The following is a 12,721-nucleotide window of genomic DNA, read 5'->3' on the forward strand; positions in this document are numbered from 1 at the left end:
TAACAAGACCAGGCTTGGCAACTGGCTGCTCAAACGCTGCGACGGCGTCACGTCGTGTCGGTCGGTCTTCGCAGCCTCGGGGGCCCGTGCAGGACTCGGCCTCGATCCTCTCGGGCATCTCTGCCAACGTCGGGTACAGGAAGCTCTTCGGGGACAACCGCGCTACTGCCAAGCCGGTTCTTTCGCGAGCCGAATAACGGCCGCTTGTCTACCGATTGTGTGAAATGCCGACGGTACTGGTATCATCGAGAAGTTGAAACGATTCGTGCCGACGCCTCGGCGCAGATGAGAAACGAGGAGAGACAATGGGATTTTTCGGGGAGCCTCTCTATACCCCTGAGTATAAGGTCGCCGGCGACGAGGTCGCCGTGTTCGACACGAGCAAGGGAACGATTCGCGTCAAGCTCGACGGCGCCGGTGCCCCGATCCACGTCGCCAATTTCTGCGAGCTTGCTGGCTCCGGCTTCTACGACGACCTCAAGTTCCATCGTTACGTCCCTGGTTTCGTGATCCAGGGCGGCTGCCCCAACACCCGCGAGATGGACGCCTCCGACGTCGCGCGCGGCGCCGCGGGCCCCGATGGCCGTCCCGGCACGGGCGGCCCCGGCTACCGAATCAAGGAGGAGTTTTCGTCGAACCCGAACAACTCCCATGTCGACGGCGCGCTCGCCATGGCACGTTCCATGGACCCGAACTCGGCCGGCTCCCAGTTCTATTTCTGCCTCGGACCCCAGCACAGCCTGGATTCCGGCTACACTGTCTTCGGCACCACTCTCGAGGGCAAGGACGTTATCTCTCAGCTTCGCGCCGGCGACGTCATCAATTCAATACGCATCGAGCACGCGGCCTAGCTCGCGAACTTAGGAGGAACGCATGGACCAACAGGCATTCGAGAGCGGCAAGGCCGCGTACCAGTCCGGCGACTTGATCTCTGCCATCAGCCTTCTTTCCGACGCCAAGGGCGCAGACGAGCTCAACGGCTCAATCGACCATCTCATCGGCAACGCCTACATGAAGCTCGGTCGCTACGACTCCGCCGCCGACGCCTACGCGAGCGCCCTTTCCGACTCTTCCTATGGCAAGGTCGGTGCCCTTTCGTGTAACCGCGGGCGCGCGCTTCTCGCCGTGGGCCGTGTCCCGGAGGCCATCCAGGCCCTTACCACCGCGGTGCAGGACCAGCAGTACTCGACTCCCTACAAGGCTTATCTTGTCCTCGGCCGCGCCTATGAGTCGGCGGGCGACGTGCGCAACGCCGGCATCGCCTACCGTAGCGCCGCCATCGACGAGAACAACCCCGCGCCAGCCGGTGCCCTTTCCGACCTCGGCAGCTGCTTCATGAGGCTCGGCCGCCCGATCGACGCGGTGGAGGCCTACCGCACTGCCCTCGACTTCACCGCGGCCGGCGAGAGCCAGGCCAAGGTCTATAGCGACCTCGGCCTGGCTTATGTGGCCGCTAACCGCATGCCCGAGGCGGTCGACGCCTTCGGTCACGCGGCCTCCGACCCGAGCTTCTCGCTTTCCCCAGAGGCTCAGGCCTCCTACGATGCCGCGCGCAAGGCCATCGCCGCCGCGGCCGCCAAGCAGGGTGACGCGGCCTCGAGCTCCGACACGGACGGCTTCCTCGCCGCCGCGGGTTACGGCGCGGGAATGGACCCCCTCGACCCCATGGGCTCCTCTGGCGTCCTTATCCCCAGCGCCGAGGACACCGGTTTCTTCTCAGTCACCGAGGAGGAGCTCGTCCAGCAGGGTAAGAAGGAGCGCAAGGTGCGCCGCAAGAAGAAGCGCGGCGGTCTCAAGGTCTTCATTTTGCTGTTCATCTTGGTCGTCCTCGTCGCCGGCGCCGGCGCCTTCGGCTACATGAACGGCTACGGCTGGCCCACCCAGGAGTCTATCGCCGAGTCCCTCTTCAAGGCCAAGACCGACGGCTCCGAGATCGGCAAGTACATCGCCGACTCCGCCCAGAACCAGGCGCAGGCTATCTCCGACACCCTGCCCTCCGGCGCGACCGTCTCCGTCGACGGCGTCGACCGCTCGAAGGACGAAACCACAGTGCACCTCGTCGCCACGCTCTCCGGTGGCGGCCAGCAGCAGTACACCGTCAGCATGGTGCGCGACATCATCTCTTGGAAGGTCACCTCGGTGAGCACCGAGTTCGCCTCTGAGGACGCGTCCGACGCTGCCGACACAACTGCTGCTATCGGCACGACCGCCGTCTCGGCCACCAACTAGTTACCGTGCTCACCCCATGCCCTAGATAAGGAAAGCGGATGTCTTTCTTCGATTCACTGTTCGGCGAATACGGCGGCGACCTCGCCATCGATCTTGGCACCGCGAACACCCTCGTGGCTGTTCGCGGGCAGGGCATCGTCATCAACGAGCCCTCGGTTGTTGCCATCGACAGGTCCGAGAGCCGCGTGTTGGCCGTCGGCGCCGACGCCAAGCGCATGATTGGCCGTACCCCCGGCTCCATCATCGCCGAGCGCCCGCTGAAAGACGGCGTCATCGCCGACTTTGACGTCACCGAGGTCATGCTTCGCTACTTCATCGAGAAGGCCCGCGAGCGCCGATACCCTTGGAGCCCGAGGCCCCGCGTTGTCGTGTGCGTCCCCTCCGGCGTCACCTCCGTCGAGAAGCGCGCCGTATTCGAGGCCACTATCCAAGCCGGCGCCCGTCAGGCGTACCTCATCGAGGAGCCCATGGCCGCCGCTATCGGCGCTGACCTGCCCATCGAGGACCCGACCGGTTCCATGGTTGTCGACATCGGCGGCGGGACCACCGAGGTCGCCGTCGTCTCCATGGGCGGCATCGTCGTTTCGCAGTCCATCCGCACCGCCGGCGACGAGTTCGACCAGACAATCCTCCAGCACGTTCGCGACGCCTACAACCTCTCCATCGGCGAGCGTACCGCCGAGGACATCAAGATCAAGGTTGGCTCCGCGGCGCCCCTGATCGAGGAGCTCGATGTCGAGGTCAACGGCCGCGACGTCATGAGCGGCCTCCCCAAGACCGTCCGTATCGAGTCCGAGGAGATTCGCCGCGCGCTCGACCGTCCCCTCGACGAGGTCACCAAGGCCGTCAAGGACGCGCTCGACGCGACGCCTCCCGACCTCGCCTCCGATCTCATGTACTACGGCATTCTCCTCACGGGCGGCGGCGGGCTTCTCCGCGGTCTCGACCACCGTCTTCGCGAGGAGACCGGCGTGCCCGTCAACGTGAGCCCAACGGCTCTTGAGAACGTCGTCAACGGCTGCGCCAAGGTCCTCGAGGCCAACGCTCTGTCCGGTGGCTTCGTCCAGAGCACCGGACAGTAGGAGACGGTTCGAGAGTGCGTTATTCCGGTCTTGGCCGGGCAGGCGGCCCGGCTCTCGGCAACAATTCGAATAACGGCGGGGGGGCGCGGCTCATCGTCTGCTGCACCGCCTCCGTCGTCCTCTTTACCGCGAGCTGCCGGATGGGTTCGAGCGGTCCCTTGGAGGCTGTCCGCGCGGCGTTCCAGTCCGTGACAACCCCGGTGTGCTATATCGGGGCCGTGATCAGCGTCCCGTTCCAGGGCTTGGGCAACATCTTCGCCAACTTAACGACCGACCAGGAGACCCTCTCCGAGCTCAAGCAGCTGAACGCCGAGCTCCAGGCCCGCAACACTGAGCTCGAGGAGTCCGAGCAGACCGCGAAGCGCCTGCAGGACCTCCTCGGCCTGCAGGATTCCTACAGCCTGCAGTCAAAGGGCGCGCGCATCATCTCCGGCTCGGTAGACTCCTGGACCTCGACCGTGACCATCAACCTCGGCAGCGTCTCCGGCGTCGGGGTCGGCATGCCCGTCACCGCCTCGAACGGCGTCATCGGACAGGTCATCGAGAGCAGCGCTACTACCTCCACGGTCAGGCTGCTCTCCGACGAGAACTCCTCCGTCTCGGCGATGATCCAGTCGACGCGGGCCCAGGGCATGCTCAACGGGTCGGCCACGGGTCAGCTCTCCCTCGATCTGATCACCACCGATCAGACGGTCTCGGTCGGGGACGTCGTCGTTACGAGTGGCCTCGGCGGCGTCTTCCCCAAGGGCCTGCCCCTCGGCAGGGTCACGAACGTCGAGAAGACCCCGGGTGCGCTTTATCTACAGGTTTCCGTCGAGGCCTTCGCCGGTACCGAGAACTTCGAGGAAGTGCTGGTCATCACCTCGCTCACCGAGGAACAGCAGGCCAGCGCCGAGGATATCCAGGAGGCCGACTCGCAGGAGACGTCCGCCGCCAAGGCCTCTGCAGAGACCGGCAACACCGAAGACTCGTCCGATTCCGAGGACTCCGACACAATCTACGACGACGCGCAGGCCGAGTAGGGGGCGATTCGCATGCAGATCAACGACAAGACCCACGACACCGGCGGCCTCGTCGCCTTGGCCGTCATTTGCGCCGTGTGCCAGCTCGCGCTCGCCCCCAACATCGGCATCGCGAGCGGTCGCGCCAACTTCGCGCTCGTGTTCGCCGCCTGCTACGCGCTCACGCGCGGCGGCGACGCGGCCATTTCCGCCGGGTTTTTCGCCGGCCTGCTCTTCGACCTCTCCACGACCGGCCCCATCGGCCTCATGGCCTTCATCCTGACGCTCGTGTCGCGTTTTCTCGGCGCCGAGCAGCGAACCCGCATGGCCGCCGATTTCTCGAGCTGCGTCGTCATGACGTTCGCGGCGAGCCTCGCCTCGGCGCTTGCGTACTCGCTCGCCATGCTCCTCACGGGGAACTCCTCATCCATCCTTGACGCCCTCGTTTTCCGGGCGATCCCGTCGGCGTTCCTCACCATCGTCGCGTTCCTCCCGTTCGCGTATTATTTCTTGCGGGTCCGCTCTGGCTCGTCGCTCGGTGCGGGCCGCTTCTCTTCTAAGGGACTCTAGGGGGAGCACATGGACCTCTCCCTCGTGATCGTCATTGTCTGCGCGCTCATCGCCTGCGTGCTTATCATCCTCTACATCGTCTTCGGGCGCTCCGAGGCGGCCTATACGCTCGACATCGGCGGGGCGGCACCGCGCGCCGCGGGCGGCCGCGATGAGTCGTCGGAGTCTGCCTATTCCTCCCGCCTCATGGGGTTTGCCGTGGTCATCGGCGGCGTCTTCACCACGCTTCTTGCCCGCTTGTGGTCGATGCAGCTCGTCTCGAGCGAGGACTACATCGAGCAGGCCGAGTTGAACCGCACGAGGACCGTCACGACCGCGGCCCCGCGCGGGCGCATCCTCGACCGCAACGGTGAGGAGATCGTGACCAACCGCTCGAGCCTCACGGTCGTCGCGGAGTCCGGCGTGTCTGAAGACGAGATCGAGATGCAGATCCTCGCCAATCTTATCGGCATGCCTAAGCAGGCCGTCTATCGCAAGATCATCGATACCAGCGAGGGAGCGCAGAGTCTGAGGACCGTCTCTACCGATGTCTCGCGGCGCGTCGTCGCCTTCATCGGCGAGCACCCGTCGGTCTTCGAGGGCGTCACCGTCCAGCAGCGCTCGCAGCGCTCCTATCCGCAGGGTTCGCTCGCCGCCCACGTGGTCGGCTACACCGGCACCGTTACCTCAGAGCAGCTGGAGGGCAGCGACTCCGGCGATGACTCGGCCGTCGAGTACAAGTCTGGCGACATCGTGGGGCAGTCGGGCGTCGAGTCGATGTACGAGAGCGTCCTTCAGGGAATCCGCGGAGAGCAGACCGTCTACGTCAACTCCAGCGGCGAGGTCCTCTCGACCTCGACGACCATTGACCCCCAGAGCGGCAGCGACCTTGTCCTCACCATCGACCTAGCTATCCAGAAGGCGGCCGAGGAGTCACTGCAGGCAATCCTCAAGTCCGCGAAGGACCGGGGCAATGACGCCGTCGGCGGCTCCGTGGTCTGCCTCGACTGCACGAACGGCGAGATACTCGCCATGGCGAGCGCCCCGACCTTCTCGCCCTCCATCTTCGTCGGCGGCATCGCGACTTCGGACTGGGAGTCCCTGACCGATGAGGACTCGAATTACCCGCTGCTCAACCGCGCAATCTCGGGTCAGTACCCCTCGGCGTCGACGATAAAGGCGATGACCTCGTTCGCTGCGCTCGACTACGGCGTCGCCACGCCCCAGACCGGCTACGATTGCACAGGCTGGTGGACCGGCTTCGGCGAGTCCTACGGCATGCACTGCTACGACTACTCGGGTCACGGCCACCTCAACCTGCAAGGCGGCATCACTATGTCCTGCGACACCGTCTTCTATGAGATCGGCAAGGGTTTCTACAACTCCAGTAACCAAGAGGGGATGCAGGAGACGTTCCGCAAGTACGGCCTCGGCTCCAAGACCGGCATCGACCTGCCGAGCGAGTCGGAGGGGCGCGTACCCGACGCCGAGTGGAAGTGGAACCACTTCTCGTACCTGCCCGACGTCGATCGCCAATGGCAGCCGGGCGAGTACTGCAACATCGCCATCGGGCAGGGCGACATCCTCGTCACTGCCCTGCAGATTGCGCAGGCCTACTCGAGCATCGCCAACCGAGGCCCTATTTACAAGCCGCACGTGCTCAAGAGCGTCAAGAGCAGCCTCGGCTCCGGTTCGGTCGTCGAATACAGCATCTCGCAGGTCGCCGACATCAAGGAGGACGCCGCCTACCGTACGGTCGTCGAGAATGGTCTGCGCGGCGTCATCTATGACGAGAGCGAGGTCCAGGCTTCCCACTGGAACAACCTCTCCGTCAAGGTCTGCGGTAAGACGGGCACGGGCGAGCAGTCATCGACCGGCAGAAACATCTGCTGGATGGTCGCCTACGCGCCAGCGGACAACCCTAAATACGTCATCAGCGCAAACGTCGACGGCGGCGATTGGGGCTCCACCACCGCGATGTACATCGTCCGAGACGTCTTCGGGCAGATTTATGGCGAGGCCGACGAGATCGACAGGTCCTCGACCTCGAGCGCGACGCAGGATTAGGGGGCGAACATGGCAAACGATATGATCGAGCGCGGCGCGGGCGGCGGCTTTCTCGCCGGTCTCGCCCAGAAGGTCGCTGGCCGCGAGGCGTCCAAGAGGGTCTCCGGCAAGACGAGGCCTCTCTCGAACTTCTATCTGTCGCAGTTGATACCCGCGATGCTGCTCGTCATCATAGGCGTCGTGACCGTTTGGTCTGCTTCGCTCACCATCGCCGAGGCGCGGTTCTCGAGCCACCTCATCGGCATCGCGCTCGGGACCGTTTGCGCGGTGCTCATTTGGCGCTACGATACCCGCGCCCTCTCGGGGATGACGAAGGTCCTGCTCATCGCCGCCTGCGTGCTCATGATCATGCCATACCTGCCGGGCCTCGGCTACGAGGCGAAGGGCATGACGGGTTGGGTGCAGATTCCGATCATCGGGTTCCGCTTCCAGCCGTCGGAGCCCTCGAAGCTCGTCGTCATCTTCCTCATGGCGAGCGCGTGCGCCCAGCACAACGGCAAGATCGAGACGTTCGCCGACTACTGTAAGCTCTGCGGGACGCTGCTTCTGCCCCTCGGCCTGCTCGTCGTCACCGACCTCGGCACGGGCCTCGTCGTCCTCTTCGCGGGCGCGACAATCATCATCTGCTCCGGCGCCCCGGCGAAGTGGGTACTTCCCACCATCGGCCTCATCATAGGCGCCGTCGCCTTGGTCATATGGTCGTCGATGACCGACGGCATGCCCGATATCCTCAAGGATTACCAGCTCAAGCGCCTGCTCGTCTTTATCGACGAGTCGGTGGACCCCACGGGCAGCGGCTATAACCTCGCGCAGGCGAAGATCGCCGTCGGCTCCGGCGGGCTTCTCGGCAAGGGCATCGGCAACGCGAGCCAGGCCGGCAGCGGGTTTCTGCCCGAGGCGCACACCGACTTCGTCTTCGCGCTCTTTGCCGAGCAGTTCGGTTTCGTCGGGTCCGTCGTCCTCCTGATCCTCTTCGTCTGGATGATCCTCGCCACGCTCCTGCTCGCCGTCAAGATGGACAACGTGTTCTGCAAGCTCGTCCTCGTCGGCTGCTGCGGCATGTGGACCTTCCAGGTGCTCGAGAACATCGGCATGTGCATTGGCGTCATGCCGATCACGGGCATTCCTCTGCCCTTCATCAGCTTCGGCTCCTCTTCGATGGTCACGCAGCTCACGGCCGTCGGAATCGTCCAATCTATCTGGCGCCACCGCCAGAAGGCCGCGTAGGCGGCGCATTTCCAAGGAGTATTCGTATGGCGTGTCGCGCGAACAGCTCAAAGAAGAAGGGCTCGGGTTTTTCGGTTTCGACCGTTTTCGATGTGGCCTCCTCTGCCAAGGAGAGCCTCGACTCGATGGACGCCGAGGTCCGGATTCGCGTGCACGTGGGCACGGGCGTTGCCCGCGGTCTGGTCCTGGCGACCAAGGAGGCGCTCACGGCGGAGCGCCCCGGCGGCTCCGTCGAGGTCATGGGGCTTGAGGTCCCGGCGGCCTCCGCGGCCGATCCCGATGCGGTCGTCGTCCTCGCCGCAGCCGACGAGCCCGGCGCGGGGCCGCTCGTCCGCTACTACCTCGCGTGCGGCGTGCCGTGCGCGCTCGTGGCCGAGTCCGCCCTCGATGCCGACGGCCTCGGTGCCGGTAACGAGGCCCTTTTCGGCGTCGTTTCGGCCTCGACGCCCGACGCCCTGCCCCCGAAGCTCGGGGCGTGGCTCGCCTCGCAGGTCGACAATAAGGTGGCCCTCGCTGCTAATTTCGCGTGCTGCCGCCAGGCGGTCATCGACTCCCTCGCGAAGACCTGCGCGGCCGAGAACGCGGCCATCGGCGCCTTCGCGTTCATACCCGGCTCCGATTTCCCGCTCATGACGGTGAGCCAGGCCAAGCTCGCGCTGGACATCGCCGCAGCCTACGGGCGCGGTGTCGAGCCCTCGCGCGCGGCAGAGCTCGTGGGCGTCGTGGGCCTGGGCCTCGCGTACCGTGGGCTCGCCCGCACGGTGGCCGACCTTGTCCCTGGCGCCGGCTGGGCGCTCAAGGGCGCGATGGGCTTCGCGGGCACCATGGCCACGGCCAAGGCCGTCCAGGCACGGTTCGAGGCGGGCGACCTTCTCGGCAAGCGCGCCGAGGGCGATTCCGGCAAGAAGTCCAAGGCCCCCTCGGAGCCCGTCATCGTGCGTCTCCCTGCTGCTTCCGGCGACGCCGAGGTCTCCGGCCGTGACGCCTACCTGGTCATCGGCGACGATCGGGGAGCGCGATGAGGGTTGAGCGAGAAAATCTCTTCCATAGAATCGAGCCGCTGCTTCCGCACGTGGAGCACCCGAGCCGCTACCTCGACCACGAGTGGGGCGCCTGCGAGGAGCAGGACGGCCCCTTCCACCTGTGTATGTGCTACGCGGACGTCTATGAGGTCGGCCAGCCGAACCTGGGCGTAGCCATTCTCTACAATGCCGTCAACGCGCAGGAGGGCATGAGCTGCGAGCGCGCGTACCTTCCGTGGAAGGACATGTCGGCCCTTATGCGCGAGCGCGGCGTGCCCATGCTCTCGCTCGAAGGGGCGGCGCCCCTCGCGTCATTCGACGCCATCGGCTTCACGCTTGCCCATGAGCTCATCTGGACGAACGTCCTCGAAGCCCTTGACCTGGCCGGCATTGCCCTTACGAGCGCCGAGCGCAACGAGGACGACCCCGTCATCCTCGCGGGCGGCCCCTCGGCCTGGAACTGCGAGCCCATGGCCGACGTCTTCGACGCCGTTCTTCTGGGCGACGGCGAGGAGTCGATCGTCGAGGTGTGCGCGAAGATCCGTGAGCGCCGCGCCGCCGGCGACACCCGCGCCGAGCTGCTGCTCGCCCTGTCTCGCCTGCCCGGCGTGTATGTGCCCTCCCTTTACGATATCGTAGTCGACGAGTTTTCGACCCGCTGGGGCTACGCCGTGCCCAAGCAGGGCACGGGCGTGCCCGCCGTCGTCAACAAGAGCTGCATCCCCGACCTCGCCGCCACGCCCGCCGTCGCCGGCAAGATCGTGCCCTACATGGGCATCGTCCAGGACCGCCTCTCTCTAGAGGTGCTCCGCGGCTGCGCGCGCGGGTGCCGCTTCTGCCAGGCCGGCATGACCTATCGGCCGGTCCGCGAGCGTCCCTGTGAGCAGATCGTCGAGGCCGGCGAGGCGGGGCTTCTCACAAGCGGCCACGACGAGATCAGCCTGACGTCGCTTTCGACGACCGATCATTCGCAGTGCGCGCAGATCCTCAACCGCATGCACTCCGACCTGCGCGACCGCGGCATCCGTGTCTCCATCCCGTCGCAGCGCCTCGACTCCTTCGGCGTCGAGATGGCCCTCGCGGTCGGCGGCGGCAAGAAAGGCGGCCTCACCTTTGCGCCCGAGGCTGGCAGCCAGCGCCTGCGCGACGTCATCAACAAGAACGTGACCGACGAGGACCTTGAGCGCGCGGCCCGAAATGCCTTCGAGAACGGCTGGCGCCGCTGCAAGCTCTACTTCATGATGGGCCTTCCCACCGAGACCGACGAGGACATCGTCGGCATAGTGCGCGCTGCCGAGCGCGTGCTGCAGATCGGCCGGGATGTCGTGGGGCGCGGATACAAGAGCGGCGTCTCCGTCTCCATCTCGGTGGCCGTTTTCGTGCCCAAGTGCTACACGCCCTTCCAGTGGTGCGGCCAGCTCGCCCCCGACGAGGTCCGCCGCCGCCAGCAGCTGCTGCTGCATTCGTGCACCGACCGTGGCGTGCGCATCGCCTACCACGATTCGTCCACCTCGCTCATCGAGGGCGCCATCTCCAAGATGGGGCGCGCCGGCTTCGAGCTCATCCGCGAGGCGTGGTCGCGCGGGTGCCGCTTCGATGCCTGGACGAGCGAGTTCTCGTTTGAACGATGGGCCGAGGCTGCCTCTGCCTGCGGTTTCGACCTTGAGGACATCGCCTGCGAGCAGTTCGACCTCAATGCGCGCCTGCCGTGGGACCACACTTCTCCCGGCGTCTCCAAGGGATTCCTTCAGCGAGAGTGGCGCCGGGCCGCCGAGGGCGTCACGACGCCTGACTGCACGCGCGACAGCTGCGTCGGGTGCGGGGTTTGCCCAACCCTTGGTGTAAGCAACGTGATCGTGGAGGAGCGCAAATGAGCGGAGCCAGGCCCCAGCCCTGGGGAGACGCGAAGCCCCAGGACCTCTCGCTGATCAAGGAGCTGCCGCGCCTGCGCGTGGAGTACCGCAAGGACGACCGCCTGGCCTACCTCGGGCACCTGGAGGTCCTCGAGGCGGTGAGCCGCTGCATCCGCCGCGCCCAGCTGCCCTTCTCGGTGGGCAACGGCTTCGCCCGGCGCATGCGCATCCAGTTCTCGCAGGCGCTGCCCGTCGGCGCTTCTTCTGACTGCGAGTACTTCGACCTGCGGCTATCCGAGGACATCGGGCCAGAGGCCGCGCTCGAGCGCCTGCGCGCGGTCACGCCCTCGGCTCTCTCGCCGTCGCGTGCCGCCTACGTCGACGGCCGCGCCCCCGCACTCGAGAGCTGGCTCACTCGCTCTCGCTGGGAAGTGCTCGTCAAGGACTGCTCGCTCGGCCCCGAGAGGCTCGCGAGCCGTATCGCCGATCTTAAGCGCGCGGGAGACCTCGAGTATCTGCGCGGCGAGAAGGTCAAGCACATCGACGTCGCCTCGGCCCTTGTCTCCTTCGAGGCGAGCGGCGCCGAGGGTGGGACGGCGCTTCTTCTCGACACGCGCTCGAGCAATGCCGGGGCCCTTCGCCCCCAGATCCTCATCGACGCCGCGCTCAGGCTCGCGGGGGAGGGCGCGGGTTACGACTGCCTCAAGGTCCGCCGCGTCTCGCAGGCGCACGAGGCCGAGGACGGCTCGCTGGTGCTGCCGCTCTGATCAGCCGCCAGCAGAGCGCTTCTTCGGGCATGTTCCACAACGAATAGTGGCCTTCTTGTGAAACTGCCCGGCATGTTGTCTCCAGGCAGGTCAAGACCTCTATATTTTTACAGGTTGCATGACCGCCGACGAACAGCCGGTACCGCTACCGTTTCCCCGGTGGGACCTGCTGCTCAACAACTTGCTCCGTTGACCGGTCAGAGCGACTTGAGTAATATCAGTACCTGTTGCATCAATGCCAGCAATGAAGGGTTCAAGAATGTACGCAATCATCGCAACTGGTGGCAAGCAGTATAAGGTTGCCGAGGGCGACGTCCTCGCCGTCGAGAAGCTCGACGCGCAGCCTGGCGACAAGGTGGAGCTCCCCGTCCTGCTTCTCAGCGACGGCAAGAGTACTGTCGTTGGCTCTGCCCCTCTTCAGGACAAGACCGTCACCGCCGAGATCCTCGAGCAGTTCAAGGGCGAGAAGGTCCGCGTCTTTAAGTTCAAGAAGCGCAAGCGCTACCAGCGCGACAAGGGTCACCGTCAGCAGCTGACGAAGATCAAGATCGCCAACATCCCCGCGTAGCACTCGTTTTATAGAAGGTAGGTAGCACAATGGCACACAAGAAGGGCCAAGGCACTTCCAAGAACGGTCGCGACTCCGCGGCTCAGCGACTCGGCACCAAGCGCTTCGGCGGCCAGAACGTCAAGGCCGGCGAGATCCTTGTCCGTCAGCGCGGCACCCACATCCACCCGGGCCAGAACGTGGGCATCGGCAAGGACGACACCCTGTTCGCCCTCAAGGCCGGCAAGGTCGAGTTCACCCGTGGCGCCAAGCACATGGTTCACGTCCGCGAGGTCGTTGCCGAGGCTTAAGAGCCATCGAGCTTTTCATTAATTTTTTTGAGAGGGGCCCCGGTTACCGGGGTCCCTCTTTTTGTT

The 12,721-nt window shown here is 65.5% G+C and carries 12 protein-coding genes; all 12 read left to right on the top strand.

Features of this window, described 5'->3' with window-relative positions; all coding sequences use genetic code 11:
• The first annotated feature begins 305 nt into the window (after positions 1–305).
• A complete protein-coding gene (locus tag U5709_RS02445; RefSeq protein WP_321971443.1) occupies positions 306–851 on the top strand; it encodes a peptidylprolyl isomerase in 546 nt (181 codons plus the stop codon).
• Positions 852–873: 22 nt separating this feature from the next.
• Positions 874–2,229 (top strand): tetratricopeptide repeat protein, encoded by a 1,356-nt coding sequence (locus U5709_RS02450; RefSeq protein WP_321971442.1) that lies wholly within the window; start codon positions 874–876, stop codon positions 2,227–2,229.
• A 38-nt stretch (positions 2,230–2,267) separates the two neighbouring features.
• Positions 2,268–3,311, top strand: coding sequence for a rod shape-determining protein (locus U5709_RS02455; protein WP_321971441.1), 1,044 nt, complete (start codon positions 2,268–2,270; stop codon positions 3,309–3,311).
• 14 nt (positions 3,312–3,325) lie between these two features.
• Complete coding sequence (mreC, locus tag U5709_RS02460) at positions 3,326–4,333, top strand: rod shape-determining protein MreC (protein ID WP_321971440.1); 1,008 nt, start codon at positions 3,326–3,328, stop codon at positions 4,331–4,333.
• A 12-nt stretch (positions 4,334–4,345) separates the two neighbouring features.
• Positions 4,346–4,882, top strand: a complete 537-nt coding sequence (gene mreD, locus U5709_RS02465; RefSeq protein ID WP_321971439.1) for a rod shape-determining protein MreD — start codon at positions 4,346–4,348, stop codon at positions 4,880–4,882.
• A 9-nt stretch (positions 4,883–4,891) separates the two neighbouring features.
• A complete protein-coding gene (mrdA, locus tag U5709_RS02470; RefSeq protein ID WP_321971438.1) occupies positions 4,892–6,928 on the top strand; it encodes a penicillin-binding protein 2 in 2,037 nt (678 codons plus the stop codon).
• 9 nt (positions 6,929–6,937) lie between these two features.
• The gene (locus tag U5709_RS02475) at positions 6,938–8,155 is read left to right on the top strand and encodes an FtsW/RodA/SpoVE family cell cycle protein (RefSeq protein WP_321971437.1); all 1,218 of its coding nucleotides are present in this window, start codon (positions 6,938–6,940) and stop codon (positions 8,153–8,155) included.
• A 26-nt stretch (positions 8,156–8,181) separates the two neighbouring features.
• Complete coding sequence (locus tag U5709_RS02480) at positions 8,182–9,177, top strand: hypothetical protein (RefSeq protein ID WP_321972687.1); 996 nt, start codon at positions 8,182–8,184, stop codon at positions 9,175–9,177.
• On the top strand, positions 9,174–11,051 hold the full coding sequence (locus tag U5709_RS02485) for a TIGR03960 family B12-binding radical SAM protein (RefSeq protein ID WP_321971435.1): 1,878 nt from the start codon (positions 9,174–9,176) through the stop codon (positions 11,049–11,051). Before U5709_RS02480 ends, U5709_RS02485 begins: the two co-directional genes overlap by 4 nt.
• Positions 11,048–11,797, top strand: a complete 750-nt coding sequence (locus tag U5709_RS02490; protein ID WP_321972688.1) for a TIGR03936 family radical SAM-associated protein — start codon at positions 11,048–11,050, stop codon at positions 11,795–11,797. Before U5709_RS02485 ends, U5709_RS02490 begins: the two co-directional genes overlap by 4 nt.
• A gap of 259 nt (positions 11,798–12,056) precedes the next feature.
• Complete coding sequence (rplU, locus tag U5709_RS02495) at positions 12,057–12,365, top strand: 50S ribosomal protein L21 (RefSeq protein WP_321971433.1); 309 nt, start codon at positions 12,057–12,059, stop codon at positions 12,363–12,365.
• A 29-nt stretch (positions 12,366–12,394) separates the two neighbouring features.
• The gene (gene rpmA / locus U5709_RS02500; protein WP_321971432.1) at positions 12,395–12,655 is read left to right on the top strand and encodes a 50S ribosomal protein L27; all 261 of its coding nucleotides are present in this window, start codon (positions 12,395–12,397) and stop codon (positions 12,653–12,655) included.
• Positions 12,656–12,721: the final 66 nt, after the last annotated feature.

It is taken from the genome of Paratractidigestivibacter sp. (assembly GCF_963660155.1).
In the GTDB taxonomy this organism is placed as follows: Bacteria; Actinomycetota; Coriobacteriia; order Coriobacteriales; family Atopobiaceae; genus Paratractidigestivibacter.